This window comes from Aureliella helgolandensis (assembly GCF_007752135.1).
In the GTDB taxonomy this organism is placed as follows: Bacteria; Planctomycetota; Planctomycetia; order Pirellulales; family Pirellulaceae; genus Aureliella; species Aureliella helgolandensis.
This window is the reverse complement of the sequence record NZ_CP036298.1, coordinates 6407653-6430127: the sequence shown is the minus strand read 5'-3', so window position 1 is coordinate 6430127 and position 22475 is coordinate 6407653. Positions and strand designations below refer to the sequence as shown.

Genomic DNA, 22475 nt, shown 5'->3' with positions numbered 1-22475 from the left:
ACTCATACTATACGTGAGCGGGGTAATTTTTAAGGTAGGCGACGGCTAGAACTCTCGGCTGGCCTACCTCAGCATTCGTCCCTTCCAACGAGAAATTGCATCGTGGATTACGTTCCAGAGTAACTTTCGGTTCGCACTCCCTCTCTAGGGTGGGTCGTAAGCGGCTCGATGAAGATCGCGGTAATGGATAAATTCCATCCTTTGCAGGACTGGTGCTTTAGGCTGCTTTCGGCACAATAGAGGCCCAATCGTTGAATTGGCAGTCCCCAAAACAAGAAGAAAGCACGAGCGAAAAATGAGCATCATCCAATCCGTACACGGTCGCCAAATTCTTGACAGCCGCGGAAATCCAACGGTTGAAGTCGAAGTGGAATTGATGGACGGCTCCATCGGCCGCGCCGCGGTTCCTAGTGGAGCTAGTACGGGTGCGCATGAGGCTTGGGAGCAGCGAGATGGCGACAAGTCGATCTACATGGGCAAGAGCGTTACTCAGGCTGTAAATCATGTCAATGGTGAGATCGCCGACGCGTTGATCGGTCTCGATGCAGTCATGCAGCGAGAAGTGGATGGGGTCATGATCGAGCTCGATGGTACTCCCAACAAGAAGCGTTTGGGAGCTAACGCTATTCTGGGGGCATCTTTGGCTGTGGCGAAGGCTGCCGCCGTCTGCACTCAGCTTCCCCTTTACCGATATTTGGGTGGAGCGGGGGCACACATCTTGCCAGCGCCGATGATGAATATTGTTAATGGTGGTCAACACGCTGATAATTCGGTCGATGTCCAGGAATTTATGGTCATGCCCCTGGGCTTTGACAACTTCAGTGACGCGCTGCGGGCTGGCGTGGAGATCTTCCACAATCTCAAGAAGGTGCTCAGCAGCCGCAAGTTGAATACCGCCGTTGGAGATGAAGGCGGGTTCGCGCCCGACTTGGGGAGCAACCAGGAAGCTCTCGACCTGATCATGGAAGCGATTGACCAGGCTGGTTATGAAGCGGGCAAGCAGATCTTCATCGCTTTGGATGTCGCCGCTACGGAGTTCTATGATTCAAAGGCTAAGGTCTACAACATTGATGGCAAGAAGCTGTCGGGATCGGACATGGTCGACTTCCTGGCCGATTGGGTTGCGAAGTATCCCATTTGCTCGATCGAAGATGGATGTTCCGAAGACGATTGGGATACCTGGAAGCTGTTGACTGAAAAGCTTGGTAACAAGGTTCAACTGGTCGGCGATGATCTATTCGTTACGAATGTGGACCGCCTGCGTCGTGGCATCGATGAAGGCATTGCCAACAGCATTCTGATCAAGGTCAATCAGATTGGCACGTTGACTGAAACGATCGAAGCCATCCAGCTCGCTTCCCGCAACGGGTTTACTTCGATTTCCAGTCACCGCAGCGGTGAAACGGAAGATTCCTTCATTGCCGATTTAGCTGTGGGCCTGTCGACGGGGCAGATCAAGACGGGGTCAGCTTCGCGTAGCGATCGCATGGCGAAGTACAACCAGCTCCTGCGTATCGAAGAAGAACTTGGTTCGACAGCCGTATATGGCGGTCCGCTCTTCCCCAAGCGTGGCTAAGGCGTCGCTGAATTTCCGCTTGCCGGATTCTCTCGGGCCATTTGGCTTACCGCGATTCAATGCGAGAAGTGCAGGTTTAGTTTAAACTGAATTAAACCTGCACTGTTTCAATTTCCAGCCGTGCCCTCCTCCTCCTAACGCACGGTTGGAATTCGCATCGATTTTCTGCGCGTGGGACCCTAAGTTCAATGAATCAGCCCGAATTTGAGTACCTTGGTCCCTATCATGTTGAGCGCATTTTAGGGCGGGGAGGGATGGGGACTGTCTATAAGGGGGTCCACAACCGGAGTGGCAAGGTGATGGCGATCAAAGTGATCGCTGCTGCTGTTGCAAATTCGGCACGCTTTCGCCGTCGTTTCCACGCCGAGATCACGACGCTCCATAGTCTAAGCCATCCCAATATTGTGCGTTTCGCAGGCGCTGGCGAAGAGCGTGGAATGTTGTTCTATACGATGGAGTATGTGGACGGAGTCTCTCTGCACGATCACTTGCGACAGAGTGGACAGCTACCCTGGGAGCAGGTGCTGCAAATCGGAATCGAGACTTCTGCGGCCTTGAAGCATGCGCACGATTGGGGCATCATCCATCGGGATTTGAAGCCTGCGAATCTGTTGCTTACTAAAAGTGGGCACGTGAAGCTTGCCGATTTCGGAATCTCCAAACTCTTCGGGCTTTCCGAGATGACTGCGGTCGGATCGGTAATTGGCACCGCCGATTACATGCCTCCTGAACAGGCCGAAGGCAAGATCGTAACCGTTCGTAGTGACCTCTACAGTTTGGGTGGCGTGCTTTATGCGCTGCTGTGTGGTCGGGCTCCCTTTGGTGGAAAGAGTGTGCCTGAAGTCCTCTATGCGGTGCGTTACAACCCACCTCCCAACCTGGCAGAACGTGTCGCTGGAGTCCCTCCAGAACTAGTCGAGTTAATCCATGAATTGCTTGAGAAGTCGCCTTCGAAACGGCCCCCCAACGCGTTAGTGCTGGGCAACCGCCTCAAAGCACTTCAGCAGGGATTGAAAAAAATGCGTTCCTCAGGGGGCCTGAAAGACTCCACCCAAGCGAGTCTAGCCAGCCCGACTGAGCCGGATCCCGCAGGAGGGAAGACTGCTATCGGGACTCACTTAACATCCTTAGATCTCTCGGATATGGACGATCGCGATTTGCGCGTCACAGCCGTGGGAGGGGAGGATGCCGCGTCCGGTGCAGAGGTTCTATCGCCGTCTAGCGAAATCCCCTTGGAGACTCATGAGCAACAAACCATGCTGGCTCCCGCGGATTTCTCCGTTCCGTCGATTGCCAAGTCACCTCCAACCTCGCTAGGCGACGCCAAAAATTCGGTACAGGAGAGTGAGTTTACTGGCGAGTTCGAATCGCAAGAGCTGCTCGAGGAACCGCCCGCCAGCGGCGGGCCAACCCACTACACTCCCGTTGAAGAGGCGCAGCCGCGCGATTTCAAATTTGGCATCGAGGAGGAGGTCGAAGATTCGAGGGCCGATTGGCTACAGTGGGGATCGATTGGCGGGATGATCGTGTTGCTGTTCGGAAGCCTTGGATTCCTGGTGTGGATGTTGCAACCGAGATCCGCAGACGAACTCTATGGACAAATCCTCGTTGCAGCTGAATCTGGTGATGATGCCCAGCTCATCGAAATGCGCACCGAAATGGAAGAGTTTGTAAGCCGTTTTGCTGGCGATGAACGTAGTTCCGAAGTGCAGGCGCTGATCGACGAATCGGAACTCGTGCGCTTGACCCGAGTCCTCAGACGACGCGCCTCACGCAATGGGGGAGCCGAGGAATTGTCGGCCGCCGAACAAGGGTTCCTCGAATGCATGACCGCCAGGATGGAAAGCTTCGAAGTCGGGCAGGAGAAGCTAGCTGCCTTTTTGTCGATCTTCGGGCAAGTTGCCAACCTACCGGCGCATGAGGCGCGATTGGTCGAATTGGCGGAGTACGCCGCTCGTGTCCAATTGCCCGTCGGGGGGGCTGAATTACCGCAGGCAGCCACACAGCTTGCCAATCTGATTCAATCGGCAGAGAAATCACTCTCTCCCGAACGACTGCAAACCTATTTCCAAGATCTCGAGCTCCTCTATGGCGATAAACCATGGGCCGGGCAACAACTCAAGCGATTGCGTGCCAAGTTGGAATCGGAGTAGGGACCGGGTAAGCATGCGTGTATTGGGATGTAGTGGTTCGCTCGATGGTGGCGGCAGTGAAAGACAGCTATGGCAACTGTTAACCCAACTTGAACCACCGCAATTCGAATCGCATCTCTACTTGCATTATCGGCGTGGGGTGTATCTAGATCGTATTCCAACGCGGATTCCTGTCACCAGTTTCTGGGAAGACATTTCGGAGAAGACGCGATTCTGGCCGGGTGGAATCCACCGTCGCCAAGTTGCGCATTTGAAGCAGACGCTGGCGGACGCTCAAATTGACCTGGTCTACGATCGTACTTTTCATATGACTCTTGTGACGGCCCCCGCTTGTCGAAGCGCTGGAGTGCCACGCGTCTCGGTGATTGTGAGTCCTCCTAGCCGCGATTTCGCCAGCAGTCCCGAGCATTTTCATTGGCTCAAGCGTCGACTATTGCGCCGGGCCTATGCCGACCCAAGGGCCGTTGCCGTTGCGGTTAGCAATACCGTAGCTATCGATGCCGCTGAATACTATCGGCTCGACCGCGAGGCAATCCGCGTCATCCCGAGCCCCGTGGATATTGAGGGGATTAGACTCTCAAGTCAACAGGCGAGTCCTGGGCCCCCTGCCGCAGCCAGCGAACCGGGCTTGCTTCCGGCTCCCAAGATTCATTCGACTGCAACCCCTTTCCGAGTACTCGTCGTGGGCCGCTTGTCTGCTGAAAAGGGACAGCAGGAGGCGCTCCGAGCGGTTTCACTGGTCCGTGAGCAGGGCTACAACATCGAGCTTCAACTGGTGGGCGATGGACCCGATCGCCCCAAGCTCGAAGCACTCGCTCGGCAACTACACCTGGAATCCTCCGTCTTTTTTAGCGGCTACTTGGAGAATCCTTATCCTCAACTGCGGTCCGCCGACTTACTCTGTATTCCGAGTGAGTATGAGGGACTGGCCAACGTGGCCTTGGAGGCCATGGTTTTGGGAACTCCAATTCTTTCGACAGATGCGGGCGGTTCGATGCGGGAGTTGTTGGGACAGAATACTCGAGGGGTGTGCGTCCCGGTTGCCAATCCGCGAACTTTGGCAGATGGCATGATCGATTGCCTGGAAGATCCTGCATCTGGTACGCAACGCGCCAAATTGGCGGAGCAGTATGTTGAGCAGTACCATGCCCTGCCGACCTGGTTAGAGACAATGCGAGAATTGTTTGGTGAGATTTTTCAAAGAGATAGGTAGTTGGTTGTGAGCAGTAGTGAATTCTCCAATGAAATTTCATTGCAAAATATGACGTCCGAGGATTTGGCCGCGCGGCTGCGTGTATGTGTTGCCGAGCAGAATGTCGTTTTACAAGCTGATCCACAGCGCAAGTTGAACGCAGTCGGCGCAGGAACAACACTTCCCTTGAATTTGGAAATTGAAGGGACTGTGGGAGATTTTGTCGGCCTGCTCTCCGCTGAAGCAAGTTACAAGATTAGTGGAAATGTTGGCGATTGCTGTGGGCATTCGATGCTGTCGGGAGCGATTTCCGTTCAAGGCGCCGCTGGGGAGTCCTTGGGAGCGTACGCAGCGGGAGGGTTTATTTTCGTCCTCGGAAAAGCTGGTGGCAGCTGTGGACTAGGGTTGCGCGGTGCTGATGTATTCGTGCGTAGTACGGTTGGAAATCGAGCGGGAGTTGCGATGCAAAGCGGAACTCTGGTCTTGGGCAACGGTGCTGGCGATGAATTGGGCCTAGGGATGCAAGGCGGTGTGATCTACGTTCGTGGTGAAGTGAAATCCATCGCGGAGTGTGTGCGTGGCGTGCGTTTGAAGGATGCGGATGCCTTGCGGTTGAGCTTGTTGTTGGCTCGGGCTGGCATCAAAAGCGATGGTAAAGATTTTAAAGCCTTCCGCGCCAAGGGAGTTTGAAGCAAATGGTCAGTACCGCAACATCGATTTTGGATTCAATCTATATCCTGCAAGGTGCTTTAACGCCGCTTGCTCCCGTTCCCAACGGGAATGCCCAAAGTATGGCGATCGACTTGAAATGCCAGGCTGGGAAACGTAGCCTGTTGCTTCCGAGTCCATTGATCGTTCGAAATACAAGCTCGCGGCAATTGGGGCCACACTGGCGTTCCTTTTGTAGCTTGCTGTGCAAGCAGCGACTGCCCGTCTACAGTCCCGTTGCGGAGCTGGAGTCGCTGCCCACCGCCTCCATCCCCCTGCGGTTTGCCCAGCAGTTCATCAACGAACCTCTCGATCCGACGGAAATACATACTGCAGATGCCTTCGAACTGATAATGCGCGAGCGGGCTACTGGCCGGTGGGGGTGGTCTTCCGAAGTTGGTCGCAACCGACTCGCTTCTTTTGTCAGCGCCGTCCGGTGCGCGAGTGGAGGTGAGGTCCCCATCGGCGTTGGTCTACCGCTGGAGGCGCAGCGCGATGATGTCCAAGCCGCCTTGGATGCCGGAGTCGATTTTCTGACTCTCGAAGCCGGGGCTGGCGTTTTCACCAGATTGCATCTTCAAGGTTTGCTACTAGCCAGGCGAGCGTGCAAGGAGAATCGACTGGATGGCTTGCCGATTTTTGTCGATCTACCACTACGCAGTATGGATGCGGTCGCCAAGCTAATCGCACTCGGGGCATCCTGTGTTGCCATCGACCCGTTGATCGAAACACTGTTGCCCAAGCCGACGAAATCTCGCGGCAACGTGGCGATGGGAAGTGGCATGTTGAGTGGTATCGCGGTGGCGAACCAAGCAGAAGTCGCCCCTCTGCACGACTTGGAGCAGATGCTAGGAAGGCAGTTGTTGAGCGTCAGTCAGTCGATGCAGCGGTGCGGTGCGGCTCGTTTGAGTGAATTGGATCTCTCTCAATTGTGGACGTCCGACCAAGACCTCCAACGAATGCTCAGTGCGCATTCGGGGTGACGGACTTGGCGGATCGCCCGAGCGTCCCAGGAATTGGCTCCTGGAATTGGCTCAAGCGGAATCTGACGGTGCCAAGCCAACTAGGCTCAATAGCTTCAGGGCGTTAGTGGTAGGGGTTGGCCCTGGCTTCATCTTGTAGTCAAATCGCATGACTTCCTTGCCATTGCGGTTCTCAAAGTATTCGCGGAAATGAACAATTTGGCTAACCTGACGCACTTCGGGTGCTGACGCCAGATCGAGGTCGTGAGTCGAGAGGAATCCGGTAGCGCCGAAACCGATCAGCTTTTCCACCACCGAAGCTACCGCAATTTGACGCTCGCGGGAATTCGTGCCCTGCAGGACTTCATCCAATAAGAACAGTATTGGTGGACCATCGGAGTGGGAGTGTTGTTCCGCTTCGTCAACCACTTCCTTGAGCCGCTGCAGTTCGGCCATGAAGAACGAAACGCCATCCTTAAGACTGTCTCGAACTCGAATGCTGGACGCCAAACTGTAGAGTGGTGTCTCTAATCGATTCGCGCAGACTGGACTGCCGGTGCGAGCCAAGAGGAGATTGACGCCGACCGACCGCATGAACGTGCTTTTGCCCGCCATGTTTGACCCCGTCACCAATAGCAATGGGTGCGAGCGCGTGAGTGCCAGATCGTTCGGCACGCGTGCGGCGTCCTGCAGAAGCGGGTGTCCTAAGGATTCTGCAAGCAGCAGGTTTTGACTGTCGGCGGGTGGGGCGGGGTAGGTCCACTCGCGGTACTCATCAGCTAGAGTTGCACCACTGACCAACGCCTCACAGGTTCCTAAGGCCTCGAACCAAACATGGACTTCGTCGCCGAACTCCGTCTTCCACTTTTCAAGCATTCCAAGGATGCGAAAATCCCACATGGCAAAGAGCTGCAATGCCAGATAGACAAAGTAGAGAATGGGATCGCGTTGCAAATTGGCCAGCCGGACAAGCCAGGTGAGTTTAGCGAAGCCGCGTTGGGCGCAGTTAGAGTTCTCGACGGCCACCTGTCGAATATGATCGAGCAACCCTCCGTCGGGAGGCAGGGTGGCAAAGGAGCTGAAGACCTCGGAGAAGCGATAGACTGCTTGGTGTTGGCCGGTAATCTGCTGGAAAATTCCATGGATCCAACTACCCCAAAACACCGTAACCAGCAGATTGGTTAAGAAGCCTGCGCCGAGCAACCCACCTCCTACGGTCAGTAGAGTTGGTTGGTCGACCATGGCCCCGCAGATGGCGACCAGGATTCCCAACACCACCATACTTGGTCCTAGAAAACTAAGTCCGTAAGCAAGGGAATGTTGCTGAAGCCAGCTAGGGGTTGCTGCCCACTGAGGCAGCCCATAAACATCTTCTGTTCCGTCGCTACTCGCTTGCACCGTTCTTAGGATGGACAATCGCAGTGGACGCGAGTCTCTCAGGTGCTGCACCGCGTGTTGTCGCGCCTTGACCTCCGGCCAAGTCGTGGGGGCAACCACCCAGGCTTGCAGAGTGCGGCGTCCGGGCTTGGTGCCGGCGAGCGACAGCAGCGATAGTAGGCTCGCCGGCCCCGCTACGTCTAAATCATCCGCAAACGCAATATCCGAAAATTCCGAGAGCAACTGATGCGACGGCACCGCCCCCCAGTTGCGATCCAATCTCGCTAGAAGATGCGTAAACAGAGCAGCATCGGAGTCGTGCTCGATCCGTTTGAGTCGCAGATGTTCATGGCGAACAATGGCGATCAGGAATGCAATCGCAGTGAGTGCCGCCAGGCTAAAGAGCACCAGACGCAGTCCCTCATCCATCCAGCCGAGGATGAAAAAGAGGAGTCCAATCATAAAGATCACGGTGCGGATCCATACCATCTGCGACTGCTGGGCTTGCAACTGAGCAATCGCCGTTCGGGCCTGCTGCAAGCTAGTTTCGTATTCTTGCCTAGCGGGCATGGGGGGAACAGCGTTCTCGCTGACAGCTGGGGAAGATGACGTTGCCGTCGACGGGGCGTTAGCGTTGGCGGCCATGCTGCGCTTCAATGTTAGTGGGAGTTCTGTGTCGTATGGTGACTTCGGCGGACATGTGCAGTGCCGTTGACGAAGGCCCTTTGCCGAGGGCAGCGCCAGTGGCGCGTGTCTCCTGCGGGGCACGCTAACTTAATTCATGCATCAACGAAGCACTAGGCCTTAAATAAGTATATGCCGGATGTGTTTTGGGCAGTTGGTGGAGGCGCAGCGGCGATCTGCTGGCGGGACCAGCGGGGGATTTTTCGGTCGTGAATTTCAGGCATCGGTCGGTCAGGTGCCCTGCGGGCGGTTTGAGGCTGGCGGCGGTACTGAGGCTTACATACCTCAGCTTCGTGATTTCGGCACTCACTCAAGCGCGAAGCGAACCCAGCGATTGAACACATGCAGAGATTCGCTCCATGACAACAGACGGACCACCAACTGCCGTCCACTGCGAACGATCTGTGCCGGAAGTCGCACGAACTGTTCTACGAATTGTTTGAACTCCATGCGGATCACAGCCCGACCTTCTTGCTTGTGTTGCTCACGCCAGCGTCCGTTTATCGGAACGCTCAATCCGATCCACGCTTTCAAGTTCCACGACAGGGCCGTCATCACCATGTAAGCCCAATTCGATTCCAGGTTGTCCACCGGCGCGTGGAGCGCCCGGCACTGATTTAACTGAGCCAAGATGTTCTCTTGGTCACAGCGATCGTTGCTGGCATACACAACGTCATTGGTGCTGAGCACATCGCCCGCTTCGTTGGTCAGGTAGAAGAAGTACAGACAGTCGTCGAACAATCGACCCTGCTTGGTGACTTCTAGTTCTTTGCAAAGGATCACTAAGCGGTAGGTCTCTTTGCAATCGGTGGGGCTGTAAGGAACCTCGGTGACCCACTCTGAAGTCAGACGCTTGTTGGGGTAGCCACGCAGCTGGACAATCTGTTCTTTCACGTTCTCAGGACGGTCTCGGTCAGGTGTATTCGGGGCGTATTTGGGCGAGCGAGGCAACTGCTTCCAAGCGTCAATTTGCACGTTTTCCGCGATATCGACGAGTCCCGGGTAGGCCTTCATGCCAAAGGTGAACTTCACGCCTGCCCGGTGCCAGCGGTCCAGATGAATCGTTTGAGTGAACGCGGTGTCGCCTCGCAGAACGATTCGGCGAAAGCCTGCCTGGCGACAAAGCGAGATCGCCGTGTCGGCTTGCTCGGCTGCGCCTTCTTGGCTGGGACGATTGCCGCTACGGTTGACCAGGCGTAAAGCTTCGCCCGTTTCGGCCAACGTTATCACCAACGGATGGTAACCCCAGATGCCTTTGTAGCTGATGTCCATTCCCTCTTTGCACTGACCGGTTGTTTCGACGATCGTGCCATCCATCTCGATGGTCGCTTGATCGAAGAACGCATTGTCTTGTTGTTGCCAGATATCCAAGCGAACTTGATCGAAGGCATCTTGCAAACGATTAATATGATAGGGATCGAATCGGCGACAGAAGTCTCCTGCGGTGGTTGGATCGGGGATCCTTTCGGCTCCGATCGAATCGAGAAATGACTCATCGTTGCGGCGCAGTTCAATGTCCTCCAAGCAAGTTCCTCCGCAGAGCGCGTTATAAGCCAAATTCAAAACATGATCGGATTCATGATAGGGGCGATGGATTTTGAACAAGTGCAAGGCATCGTCGATCCGTTTCGGCAGTCCGATCTTCTTTGCGAATCGATGGATGGCGGCGACGCCCCCGTAGGCGGTCCCGCCTGCTTTTTGTGCCAGCTCATACGCAATCTTGTCCCCTTTGAGCATGGGGTGTCCGCGATCGTGAGCAGCCGAATTCTGTAACCTGTTCTTGATACGTCGTTTGCGTTTTCGAATCAAATCTGCTTTAATCGTCTTCACTCGAAATCTCCATCGTGGTTAGCGAGCGGCTTGTTGGGCTGGTGAAAAAAGACCAACAAACTGCAGGATATTTCGAGTTTTTTTATGCGCAAATGCTCCGCCAAGCAAGTGGAGTACGCTTGTTTAAGGACTAGGGCTCTGTCACAGCCCACTTTGCCGCGTGTTATCGGCTGACCAGTGGAATTGAGGAATGGCTCGCTTGCAGACCCAACGGCCTGCTATCTCTCAGCGTAGGTTTTCTGATTGTAAGCGGAAGACAGGGGCCGTGAGGACGATTCCTGTTGAGGAAGCACACCGTCCGTTCAGCCAGCAAGCCACTTGGGATCCGTAAGCGGTTGCTGCAATACATGCGGAGCGTTGCCCAAGTGCTGGAACGGTAGCCCTATGGATTGTTGCAAGAGTTACCTGCGGCGTGACGGCTGGTTGCTATTGTAACTTGCTGCGGGGACAAGGGAGAACGCCGCAGTGGGACGATTCGGGGAGTTTCCTCCGCGTAAGGACTGGAGACGCCCTTCGGTCAACAAGCCGTCTAAATCCGGAGGCTTAGACGACCGCCTGCTGCAGAAACGCAAACATTTCCATAGCTGACGCGGCCCCTTACTCCTCGGTGCGCGTGTTCGAGCAGGATTGCACCGGATTCTCCAATTCGCTGGATTCAGTCGTCGGCAAAATGCTGCCTGTTGTTGGCAGTCGTTCTTCCCAGGTTTCTACCTCGGGTTTGGGATCGGGCAATCGCCCGCGTAGGACTTCGAATTGGTGTCCTTCCCGCGCCAGTTTTCCCGCATGCCGCACTGGCATGCGAGCGTGGATTTCGACGTGATCGTCATGGAACTGCTTGCTGACGACTTCACCCGCCTTAGCCAGCCACGCCATGGTCTTTCCGTCAGCCACATCGAGTCGAATGCTGAGCGTGACAAAACCTTCGCTCAACGCTTGACTAACTTTTTTGGCAAAACTATCCAGCCCCAGTTGGCTCTTGGCACTAATGCCTACCGAATGGGGGTAGCGATTTTGAACCGCTTGCATGCGTTCGGCCGCACCGGGGACATCGATTTTGTTGATGACCAGCAAGGTTTGTTTCTCATCGATACCCAACTCATGCAACACGCCATATACGGCTGAGATTTGGTCGAAGACTGCAGGATTGCTAGCATCTGCCACGTGCAATAGCAGATCCGCTTCGCGCGCTTCCTCGAGTGTCGCTCGGAAACTCGCCACCAAATTATGCGGAAGATCGCGAATGAAACCGACGGTATCGCTGAGCAGAACTGGCCCCCAACTTGGTAAGGTCCACCGACGGGTCCGGGTGTCGAGGGTGGCAAACAATTTGTCAACCGCTTCCACGTCCGCTTCAGTCAAGACGTTCATGAGCGTGCTCTTGCCGGCATTGGTGTATCCGACAAGAGACACCGTGAGGAAATCGCGACGCCCCGCAACCTCGCGTTCCTTGCGTTTCTCGACTTTGGAAAGGTCCTGCTTCAGTTCGTGAATTCGCTTTTCGACCAAGCGGCGGTCCACTTCCAACTGCTTTTCTCCCGGGCCCCGCATACCCACGCCCATCGTCTGTCGTGAAAGGTGGGTCCACAACCTCTTAAGCCGCGGGAGGGAGTATTCGAGTTGCGCGAGTTCCACGGCCAGTCGAGCCTCTCGGGTCCGCGCATTGGAGGCAAAGATGTCAAGGATCAACTCGGTGCGATCGATAACCTTCGTGCCCGTTTCCTTCTCCAAGTTGCGCGTTTGGCTGGGCGATAGATTATTGTCGAAGATGACGACATCGGCTGAATGCAGCTCGACCATCTGACGCAGTTCGCTCACTTTGCCTTTGCCCAGAAAAGTCTTGGGGGCTGGCGTCTCACGCCGCTGGACAACTCCGCCAAGTACTGCCGTACCAGCAGATTCCGCTAAGCCTGTGATTTCATCCAAGGGGTTCTCGGTGAAAGCATCACTAGGGCTAATCAGGCGGGCAAGTACGCAGCGCTCCCGCGATACACTCTGCGATCTTTGATGTTCTTGCACTGTAGGGGGTGGTCTCCGTTCTGTTTACAACTCGGCGCTAAGTGATCTCGACTCTGTCCAATTATAGCTTGTCGATCGATGTTGGTCTTGATTGAGCGAGTGGTCTGCTCCACCGTTTTCGGGTTTGCTGAAAATTTTTGCTGGCTAGCCTGATTCGGTGTGGGCCCTTCACTACTCCTTGAGTGAGCCAAATGGCTTGCGATTTTAAGCGACTCGCCAACCACGATACGGAATGATTCGAGCCACAAGCAGAGAGGGGGTAACATTGGCCAAGGTTCAACGATTTAGCCTAAATCCTCGATTGGCGTTCCAACTTTGGCGTGGAATGCCCGGCTTGCGGCAGAAAACTGTCCTTAGGCAGTAGCGGGTATAGAGGAGCAGCATTTGCCGTACTCTCTAGATCGGCGACAGCGGATTGGCAGGAATGCAGAGCAAGGGTAATACGAGCGACAGCCAACCAATGATCTGCCTCGGGATCCCCAGAGCTCGCGTGTCATCGCTGCTGGGGGGGTGGCGAAGTCCCATCAGAAGCACGAGGACGAGCATTAAGGAGAAAATCATGATTTGAGAATACAGCATGTATCCGAGCGCTGCAGAAAAGGCGGCGATGGCCACCCAGTACGATTTGGGACCCAGCAGTCCGAAGGCCACATGGCCACCGTCCAATTGGCCGAGAGGCATCATATTCAGCCCTGTGACTAGCAGACCAACCCAGCCGGCCATCAGCAGGGGGCTGGCCTGAGTGTTGGCCATGCTCACGAACTCCGAGGCTTTATCCGGCATGAGCCAGCCTGCAAGCCATTGGATGAGCAGCGGTTGCCCCATGACCAGTGCTTCATCAGGTGCCAGCGGTACAGGATCTGCCCAGACGATGCCTAGAATCAAAACGGGTAATGCTACGACTAGGCCCGCCAGGGGGCCGGCCAATCCTATGTCAAAGATTTGCTTGCGGTCGGCCGTCCCGCTCTGCATCATGATCACCGCCCCCATCGTTCCAATGGGAGATAGAAATGGGAATGGGATAAACAGCGGTGGAGTGCTGGGGACGCGGTAGACGAGCGTTAACACGTAATGCCCCAATTCGTGGGCGACCAGAATTGCCATTAGGCCCAGAGAGAATTGCAAGCCTTCCCACCAATTGGCCAGCAGAGCTTGGCGAATGGGCATGAGGGACCCGGAATCCAATGCATGCATAATAGGTGCGGTGGGAACCCAAGCGCCGACACCGGCCCAAAAGGTGGAAAAAACGGTGGCAATGGCCAGCCAGAGTGCGATGCGGCGCATTCGGCGGGGAGAGGTAGGAGGCGTGGGCTGCCTAGCCACTTGTGCTTCAGGCTGCATTTCTTGGCATGCCAGCAAGAAGCCTTCGCCAGAAAAACGGGGTTGGCCGGCATTGCTCACGCGTGGATTCCTCTTGCTGGGAAGTACTGAATTTTAATAACGTTCGGGCTTATCCGTATCTCGTTCACTACTGAGCCCGCAAAAACCATTGTCGCGATCTCGCGGATGCCAGCAATTGCAATGGCGCCGATTTCAGACATGCGTTGGGCTTTCACTCACTCTTTCGGGCATTTCGCTATGTCGCATGTGTCGTTTCGACGTATGAGTCTGCTGGCCTTGGTCGTATGCAGCGTCTTTTTTGTAGAATTGGGAGGCGCGCGACTTTGGGATCGCGACGAACCTCGCAATTCTAGAGCCAGCCATGAGATGCTTGAGCGTGGGGATTGGATTGTACCGACTTTCAACGGCGAGCTTAGGACGCACAAGCCAGTTCTCCTCTATTGGGGGCAAATGCTCAGTTACCTGTCACTCGGTGAATCGGAATTTACCGCGCGATTTCCTTCAGCACTCTGCGCGCTATTGACGGTGTTCACAATTGCCGTGTTAGGCAGTCGGCTCTCTGGCCGCTCCACTGGCATTAGCCAGGAAGGGTTCTGGGCAGCTGGTGCTCTGGCGACTTGCCTCTTCTTCGTCATGGCGGGAAGAGCGGCTACACCGGATAGTTGTCTCATTGCATTTAGCACTCTTGGGATCGCATTCTTAGTCATCGGTAGTTTGGCTCCCTCGGCTCCCTACTCCAGCGGACGTGTTGTCCCCACCCGTTGGTTGCCCGCCATCGCCGGTTACGCCATGCTGGGGCTCGCGGTGCTGGCCAAGGGCCCCGTAGGCTTCATTTTGCCAATGGCCGTCGTCCATGCTTGGTGGTTGGCCTGCCGACGTTGCGAAGTCCGCGATCGCGAGGTGTCGGGCTTAGATGTCATGTCACTGAATCGCCCCAATTGGGTCCATTTCTTGATTCATTCCGTATCGGAGGCCTGGCACGCCTTTCGACCCTGGAAGTGCTTGCAAGCCATTTGGGCTCTCAAGGCGATACCTGGCTTTCTGATCATGCTACTCGTAGCCGCTCCTTGGTACTATGCCGTGGGAGTCGAAACGAACGGGGCTTTCCTGCAGGGCTTCTTTCTGGAGCATAACGTGGGACGGGCCGTGAGTTCCATGGAGGGGCACAATGGGTTCCTCCTGTTCTACCCCTTGGCATTCCTCGTCGGCACATTTCCTTGGTCGTTGTGGTTCATTCCGATTCTGCTGTGGTGCCGCAAGGCAAGTCGCGAAGGGGTGGTGCCTCGCCAGATGATTATCCTCTCCGCTGCCTGGGTGTCGGTGTACATCGTCGCGTTTTCGATCGCGAGCACGAAGCTCCCAAGCTATATAACGCCCTGCTACGCCGGAGCGGCTTTGGTCATTGGCGGGTATTGGCGGCAGTTTGAAAGTGGTTGGGCACTCCCGAGTCGCTCGCTCCGATTGCTTGCCTACTCGCTAACGATCGTGTTGGGGGTTGGCATTTTTGGTGTCATCCTAGTGCTCAGCTCCCACGAATCGATGCCATTACTGGCGCGGGCCAGCGTCTGTGGCGCCGTGTTGGCGAGTGTGGGAATACTCGGTTTGCTGTGGGAATACAAACAGCAAACCAATCGCGTGCCAGCCGCTTGGCTGATGGGAGCTGCTGCGTTTCAAGTTATTTTATTCGGCTACGGTGCCAAATCGATTGATACCTATCGCACCGATCTGCGGATGTTGGCCGAAGTGAACGCGGACCAGCCCACTGAACACTGGCTGAGTATCGGGGGAATGGAGCCCAGTTGGGTGCACTACCTCGGACACGAGATTGTCGAAGTCAATGGGAATGAGTTGCAGCCTGAGACATGGCACCGTGTCGCTCGCTTCCTGGAGGAGCACTCTGACGGGAAGGTGATCGTCGTGGGCGAGCGTGCCAATCGCATTGTGGCCAATCATCGGAGCGGTGAAATGATGCTCATGCCCCTCACGGAATTGGCGACCACTCAGCGATTCATGAAGTCTGGTGCCGTGTCGATCTACGGCTTGCAGGAATCGGATGGATCCCACGTCGTAACTCACGCTGAACCTGAGTCGAGTCCCTCGGATCGCAATCCGGCTATCGCCGCATTGCAGGCGATTCCAGCGGCTGACGACGAACCCATTGTTCTGTTGAGGAAGGAATCGCAGGAACTGACAGCAAAGTTGGACGATGGACTTCAAGCGGTAGACGTGTTGCCCGCAGCTCTTCCTCCGGCGGCGGACCCGGTTTCGTTGTCTCCAACCTCCGCGGTCACGGAGTTGGCGGCTCAGTCTGGAAAGCAATCTGAGGCCGAAGATGAGAAGAGTGAGGAGAAGAGGCTAGAGCTTGATAATGGCGAAGTGAGCGAATTGCGTGGCCAGAGGACGGCAGATCGGTCCGGATTTCCGAATCCTCTGCGCCCCAAATAGCGGTTAGCCGTAGGCTGTGATCAGACGTCTTGCCGTGAAATTTGCAGCCTTTGATGGTATGCCATTCAGCAAAACTTCAAAGGTTGTGAATTCGAAAAGGGAGATCCGGCCTATTCGCGATACCTCGGCGATGCGGGGGCTACCCCTCGCATCTAGTTGCATCGGTCATTGCGGCCTCCTCACCTCTCCGTACCTTTGCCTTGCCTCAACGTCCCATCCTCTTCCCATCCTCTTCCTTGCCCAGCAAATAATTCCCCTCGATTGCTCCAAGCAAGCACGCCCCTCCCTCCCAGGGACACAGCCCATCCGGCCATCTCCCTCCCCGGCGGCCGCGGGGACGGTGGGCGTCCGCGGGGACAGTGCACCGTCCGTGGGGACAGTGCACAGCGGCCCTGCGTCGTCCGTGGGGACACTGCACGTCCGTGGGTAGCTCCCAGGGGACAGAGCATGTGCTCAAACGCACCAAGCATGGCGGATTGAAGCCATGCGACTGTAGGCAGAGCAGAACCGTGCTCTTTCATTCTTCACTAGCCTGAATTCTCGCCGTTAGTAGGCCTGCCTAAAATCGGCACCCAAGGGACTCAGCTTGAGCATTCGCCAATGCTGTCCTGTCTCGCGAAAATTCTGTCAACCGAAGATCGACCACGGTTACTCACTTCTCCTAACTAGGAATCAGACAGGACGCCAAGCGTCGCTGGAACAATACAATAGGGAGTCAGGCGAGAAGGGATGTTGAATCGCATGCGTGGCCCGTGGCGATGGCTTCATCGTGGCAATCGGGCCTGGACTCATTCTGCGATTCCTGCATGAGCTCTAGGGAGCAGTGCATGTGGGTGGTGGAGCATTCGGTTGTTGAGAGGGAATCAGAAAAATTCGTGAATAGTTTGTAAGTTTTGTTCCGCAGCGACGTCCTCCACTGGAAGCGACTAGTTTTCAGGTTTGCGTGGAGGCCCCACGATGGCTCGGACAAAACGAAGCGAAGTGTTTGCCGCTGACGAGATCGCAGTAGTACATGTCATGAATCGTGTGGTACGGAGGTGCTTTCTGATGGGAGAGGATCCTGTCAGTGGCAAGAACTTTGACCATCGCAAACGCTGGATCGAGGCCGAGCTTGTTCGATCAGCTGCTAGTTTTGGGATCGATCTAATCGCATTTAGCTTGCTTTGCAATCATATGCACATGGTTTTGAGGTCGCGACCTGACGTCGTTGAGACATGGACGGACGCAGAAGTAGCTAGGCGGTGGTTGATGCTTTGCCCTGTGCGGAAGGATAAGTCTGGCCATGCCGCAGAGCCCTCGGAGTGCGAATTGAATTCAATCCGTCTCAATCCTGAACGACTCAACGAAATTCGTCGGCGGCTGAGCGATATTTCCTGGTGGATGCGTTTGCTGTGTCAGCGCATCGCGCAACGGGCCAATCGCGAGGACGGGGTGGAAGGCCATTTTTGGCAAAGCCGTTTTCGAGGAGTGCGACTGATCGATGAACAGGCCATTTTGGCTGCTGCAGTCTACGTCGACTTGAACCCCATTCGAGCCGCATTGGCTGAAACTATTGAAGAAAGTGATTTTACCTCGGCACAACGACGCATCCGATCACTGTCACAGGAGGCCAAGTCACCGATTGGGAAGATTTCGTCGACAACCCCTAGCACTAGTTTGGTGGCTACGCGGGAGTCGCCGGAAGGTAAAGGTCGGTCCCCCAAGACCCCTTCGGAGACCGAACCGTCACGTTCCGATCGCTGCCTAGCTCCAGTTGAAATAGACGAATTGAGAGACTCGCTAGGTGCGATGCCTAGTCGGAGCCGCGACCGCTGTAGTGATAAAGGCTTCACGTCGATGACATCAAGCGAATACGTCGAGCTACTCGATTGGACAGCACGGCAAATAGTAAAAGGAAAACGGGGAGCAACGCCTGCAACGGCACCCTCAGTGCTTCAGCGTCTAGGAATGGAGCCAACAGCTTGGTGCGAGCTGAGTAAAAGTTTTGGCATTCTCTTCAGTTTGGTGGCTGGTCAGCCTCAGCACGTCGACGCATTCCGGAGTCGTCTGCGGCGCAGCCGATTCTACCTACCCGCCGCTACTCGCGAGCTTCTGACAATTTAGCCAATTGGCTTTTCCGACGCGAAATGGCAGCTCGGCTAGTCCACATTCCCTGGTCTAGTTCTATCGTAGAGCCCTAGAGTCGGCTTGAGAGCTATGCGATTCGTTCGATCTGACCGTTTGCAGGTGGAACGCAATCTTTTCTCGGACCGTGGGACGAGTGCGGCGGACGAGAAAGGAGGAAATTGCAATTCCGCAGAGCACATCGCCTGTGGCGATTGGACAATAGTCTGTCTTTTCCAGTGCCCTGTCTGCGAGCTGTGGTCTCCGGAATAAGAAGTGTGGACTGTCTCCTGCGGAAACTGTCCCTGCCGACGCAACCACCAAGCAAGCACTGTCCCCAGCCTAACGCTGAGAAAGTGCTCTGTCCCCGCTGAGAGGGCGGAAATTGCTCTGTCCCCGCCGCAGCAAGTGGGCGGAGTGTGCACTGTCCCTGAGGAGGAATGGGGCGCGGGCGCTGGTGGGATGACTTTCCGTGAGAGGTGTTGTGGATAGGGCTAACAGGCGAGGAAGGATGGAGGGAGGGAAGTCAACTTGAATGCGTTAATCATTGATCAATTGCGCAAGCATGTGCGCCGTCTTTTCGATGGCCGATTGAGGGATAGTGTGTGGTCCGTTGAACTCAATGAAGTCGACGGTGCTGCCTGCGGCTTCGAGCATCTCGCGGAGCCATAAGCCGGTCTGGAAAGGAAGGATCGTGTCGAGTTTTCCGTGACTTTGTAAGATAAGAGTCCGAGCAAGCTGGGATGCTCGGGCCTTCCATTGTTTTTCACAGATTAATGCACCTGAATAGAGGCACAGCTGTGCGGGAGGACGTTTTAGTCCGTAGCAGGCGGTCTCAACGGCCAACATGGCTCCCTGCGAAAAACCGCCCAAAAGTAACCGAGACTCGTCGATCGCATAGCGATCTAGCAACGTTGCGATCGTGGCGCTCAGCATGTCTCGCGATGCTTCAATCCCTTCCGGTACCTCTTCTCGTATTTGCTCGTACCTGCCTTCTTCCATAGCACTCAACAAGCGTTGAAGGCTAAGGAGCCACCAAGCTCGTGCGCCGGGCATCCCCTGCTCTTCTAACGAGATCGGAGCCGACGGGAAAAGTAAAGCTAGGCCTGAAGTGGGGGCTGCAATCTGGAGCAACTCGCTTGCTAACCCAACCAAATCATCCCCTCCGGCGCCAAATCCATGGCAGAATACCGCTAGCCCTCGCGGCGGTACCGGCTCACCAGCGGAGTTTTCGGGGCGAACCAAGATGCAGTCTAGTTCTGCAACCTTTTCTCGGACGGCTCGATATTGCAGTGGGTTCACTAAATTTGCTCCTTATTGAGGCGAGCGGCAGATCACGGCCAGACCCGTACCCGACTCCGAGGAGTGGAGATGTGGGGGACTAGTCAGGATGGGGGGGTGGTCTCCGCCGCTCAACTGGGAATCGGGAAAGGTTCCTTCTGGCTTTCGCCCGATACTTGAACCGGGCTGCGGGCACTAGAATACCGCTGGTGCAAGCTACGCCAAGTTGGCTTGCACGCGTTAACGAGCATTAATGGCTGGATTTCGGGCGAGATAGTTGCTTTATTCGCCGAAATCGTGATTCGAGGCTGCGCGTAGCCCCGCATCAAGCAATACTAAAAGACGCCAATAGCGACAGAGTACTTTGTAGCTTGTACTCACGCCTGTCAGAAGTTTCACAAAGGATACGAAGCATGGCAAGGTTCTACCGAATTGCCAAACGGCCACTGACCTTTTCAGTCGTTGCTCTCCTGCTCGCCTGCTGTTGCGGCCCCGCGCACGCGCAGGTCGCCGTCGCAGAGCCCAACACGGCAATCGAGACGCCCCCGCCTGTGTCCCCCACGGCGGTAACTCCGAAGAAAGAGGAGAACTCGGACCCTATCGAGTTCGCGCGGGTTTCCAAAGAGGGAGAGCGCCCACTGGCACTGCAGACGGCCGTGGCCACGTATGCCAAGCCTGGAGATACCGACGGTGTAACAGTGACCCTGATCGGGGCGGTGCACATTGCCGATCCAGAGTACTACCAGAAGCTCAATCAACTGTTCTCGACCTTCGATGCACTACTCTACGAGATGGTTTCCGATCCCGATGCGGGTGTTCCCTTGCCCGAAGAAAGAGGTGCCAGCCCGGTCAGTACGATTCAGGTTGGTATGAAAGATGCCCTGGACATGACCTTCCAGCTCGATGAAGTGGACTACCAGGCTAAAAATTTTGTACATGCGGACATGAGTCCCAAAGAGTTTTTTGATTCCATGAACTCTCGTAAGGAAGGGGTGTTGAAAATGCTTCTGCGCTCCATGGGAGCCAGTATCGCGATGCAGTCCTCGGGCAAGAGTAACGATATGGAACTGTTGGCCGCTATGGTGTCGGGGGACACTCTGAGAGCTCGGCGAGCTTTCGCTGAGCAAATGGAGCAGATGGACTGGCAAATGGCGGCGCTCTCGGGCGAAGACGGCAAGAGTACCTTGATCACCGAACGCAACGCCAAAGCGTTTCAAATTCTTGATCGTGAAATCAAAGCAGGCAAAAAGAAGATTGGGATTTTCTACGGCGCCGGGCATTTGAAAGATATGGACCAACGGCTGCGCGAAGACTATCGAATGAAACGCACTGAAACGACATGGCTCGACGCCTGGAAACTCAATTGAGCTTCGTCCGTCGATTCCAAAGTCTTCCTGGTTTGAGGGAGCTGATTCGTCCCTCGCGCACGGGCCGGCCGACTGAGACGCATCGGCTGGGTACCGCGAAGGCTATAACCCGTCAATTATGGCTTGTCTATCGAATTCACTTGTCTTCATACTTCAGCGCCAAAATCGCAATTCATAAATTGCTTGAAAAGCAGCCACGACGTTGCCTGGTTTACCGAACGAGGAACTGCTGTAATCCGTCGTTGAGTTCGAAGATCCCTTGAACGCGATAGAGCGACCTAGTGTTGCTGACTCTCGCCAAAGTACGTGGCGAGCACTTCGTTCCAACTGGGACTCGAAGTCTTTCGCAATAGCACTTGATTGAAGGGTTCCCGCAATAAGCTATTACTAGGCAATGCAAATGCATACTTCTGCTGTTCGAAGGTCGAGGGGAGCACAATTGCTTCTCCCGAGTAGTGTTGGTAGATCTGGTACTTCAGAATTGGAGCGTCGTAAACGACAGCATCGCACTTGTTTTCGACAAGGCTGGCGATGGCCGTTTCGACATCAGCGTATTGAGAAAACATAATGTGACGGGCACGCAAGTAGTCGGCTGATGTGGACCCCTCTACGGTTGCTACTTTCGCGCGCGAGAGATCGGAAGGTCCGCTAATTCTGAAACGCAATTGGGTTAAGGTGAGTGCGGAAGTCACGGCGGCAGTGAAGCCCGCGATGATAAAGAGTCCCGCGAACATCCATAGGAGACCGATTAGCCGGCCTCCGAGAGTGCGTGGTACTTTATCACCGTAGCCTACAGTGGTAAGAGTGACCGCCGCCCACCACATGCCGGCGGCGATGCCCTTAATCCATCCTTTATCAAACTGTTCCCGGTTGTGCCGCCGCTCGAACAGGTAGATCCCAACCGCACTCACCAGCATTGCCAGCACTAGACCGGCGACAATTCGCAGGAATGTCCTAGAGAGCAACGCGTCCAGGATCCCCGACCAACCCGATTGCCGCTGCTTGGCTCCCACCGCGATTCCAAGACCTGAAGCGTGGAACGAGTGAGTGAAGTCCATTCGTTTCTCGCGTTCGTAGTTCATCGTTAGTGCAGCGGCGACAATGTCAACCTCTTCGTTCTCGACAGCATCTAGCATTTTAGCTAGCGACATCGACTTGAATTCGAGGGTGATTTCATGGCCCGATGCACTCTCTAGTTCCGCCTTGACTTCACGCAGTAGATCAATGCTGATTCCCTCCCATTGGTTGTCCTCATTGAGCATCGCAAATGGTGGGACTTGGCGTGTCGCCACGACTAAAGTGGTGGGGATGTCTAGTAGTGCTGCAGGTTCCGTGACGTGCTCGGTGCCCGGCGAACCCTGAGCTTGACCGCGTGATGAAGATGCTGCGAGCGCGGTCAGCAACAACACCGCAGTTCGAATCCATGGAAATGGTGTCACT

14 protein-coding genes are annotated in these 22475 nt (G+C 55.4%); 8 read left to right on the top strand and 6 right to left on the bottom strand.

Annotation, left to right across the window (positions count from 1 at the left end; all coding sequences use genetic code 11):
• Window positions 1–295 precede the first annotated feature (295 nt).
• From eno to Q31a_RS22550, 5 genes are all read left to right on the top strand, one after another.
• On the top strand, window positions 296–1576 hold the full coding sequence (gene eno / locus Q31a_RS22570; protein WP_145082820.1) for a phosphopyruvate hydratase: 1281 nt from the start codon (window positions 296–298) through the stop codon (window positions 1574–1576).
• Between the two features lie 188 nt (window positions 1577–1764).
• A complete protein-coding gene (locus Q31a_RS22565) occupies window positions 1765–3729 on the top strand; it encodes a serine/threonine protein kinase (RefSeq protein WP_145082817.1) in 1965 nt (654 codons plus the stop codon).
• A gap of 13 nt (window positions 3730–3742) precedes the next feature.
• Window positions 3743–4942, top strand: a complete 1200-nt coding sequence (locus Q31a_RS22560) for a glycosyltransferase (protein WP_197355532.1) — start codon at window positions 3743–3745, stop codon at window positions 4940–4942.
• Window positions 4943–4948: 6 nt separating this feature from the next.
• On the top strand, window positions 4949–5611 hold the full coding sequence (locus Q31a_RS22555; RefSeq protein ID WP_145082813.1) for a hypothetical protein: 663 nt from the start codon (window positions 4949–4951) through the stop codon (window positions 5609–5611).
• Between the two features lie 5 nt (window positions 5612–5616).
• A complete protein-coding gene (locus Q31a_RS22550; protein WP_145082812.1) occupies window positions 5617–6612 on the top strand; it encodes a beta/alpha barrel domain-containing protein in 996 nt (331 codons plus the stop codon).
• Between the two features lie 51 nt (window positions 6613–6663).
• On the opposite strand, the gene Q31a_RS22545 is transcribed toward Q31a_RS22550, so the two are convergent.
• From Q31a_RS22545 to Q31a_RS22530, 4 genes are all read right to left on the bottom strand, one after another.
• Window positions 6664–8613, bottom strand: coding sequence for a MutS-related protein (locus tag Q31a_RS22545; protein ID WP_145082810.1), 1950 nt, complete (start codon window positions 8611–8613; stop codon window positions 6664–6666).
• Between the two features lie 345 nt (window positions 8614–8958).
• Window positions 8959–10482 carry an IS1380 family transposase gene (locus tag Q31a_RS22540; RefSeq protein WP_145075619.1) on the bottom strand — a complete coding sequence of 508 codons (1524 nt, stop codon included), beginning with the start codon at window positions 10480–10482 and terminating at the stop codon, window positions 8959–8961.
• Between the two features lie 597 nt (window positions 10483–11079).
• Entirely contained in the window at window positions 11080–12498 is a 1419-nt protein-coding gene (hflX, locus tag Q31a_RS22535; protein WP_145082808.1) for a GTPase HflX, read from the bottom strand.
• Window positions 12499–12894: 396 nt separating this feature from the next.
• Window positions 12895–13899 (bottom strand): site-2 protease family protein, encoded by a 1005-nt coding sequence (locus Q31a_RS22530; protein WP_145082805.1) that lies wholly within the window; start codon window positions 13897–13899, stop codon window positions 12895–12897.
• A 177-nt stretch (window positions 13900–14076) separates the two neighbouring features.
• Between Q31a_RS22530 and Q31a_RS22525 the strand changes: the two genes are divergently transcribed.
• Window positions 14077–16284, top strand: a complete 2208-nt coding sequence (locus tag Q31a_RS22525) for an ArnT family glycosyltransferase (RefSeq protein WP_197355525.1) — start codon at window positions 14077–14079, stop codon at window positions 16282–16284.
• A gap of 957 nt (window positions 16285–17241) precedes the next feature.
• Window positions 17242–18387, top strand: a complete 1146-nt coding sequence (locus Q31a_RS22520; protein WP_145082801.1) for a hypothetical protein — start codon at window positions 17242–17244, stop codon at window positions 18385–18387.
• Window positions 18388–18927: 540 nt separating this feature from the next.
• On the opposite strand, the gene Q31a_RS22515 is transcribed toward Q31a_RS22520, so the two are convergent.
• On the bottom strand, window positions 18928–19689 hold the full coding sequence (locus tag Q31a_RS22515) for an alpha/beta hydrolase (RefSeq protein ID WP_145082799.1): 762 nt from the start codon (window positions 19687–19689) through the stop codon (window positions 18928–18930).
• A gap of 392 nt (window positions 19690–20081) precedes the next feature.
• Here Q31a_RS22515 and Q31a_RS22510 point away from each other — a divergent pair, with 392 nt between their 5' ends.
• On the top strand, window positions 20082–21035 hold the full coding sequence (locus tag Q31a_RS22510; protein WP_145082797.1) for a hypothetical protein: 954 nt from the start codon (window positions 20082–20084) through the stop codon (window positions 21033–21035).
• Window positions 21036–21313: 278 nt separating this feature from the next.
• Here Q31a_RS22510 and Q31a_RS22505 read toward each other — a convergent pair whose 3' ends face one another.
• The gene (locus Q31a_RS22505) at window positions 21314–22474 is read right to left on the bottom strand and encodes a transporter substrate-binding domain-containing protein (protein ID WP_145082795.1); all 1161 of its coding nucleotides are present in this window, start codon (window positions 22472–22474) and stop codon (window positions 21314–21316) included.
• Window position 22475 lies beyond the last annotated feature (1 nt).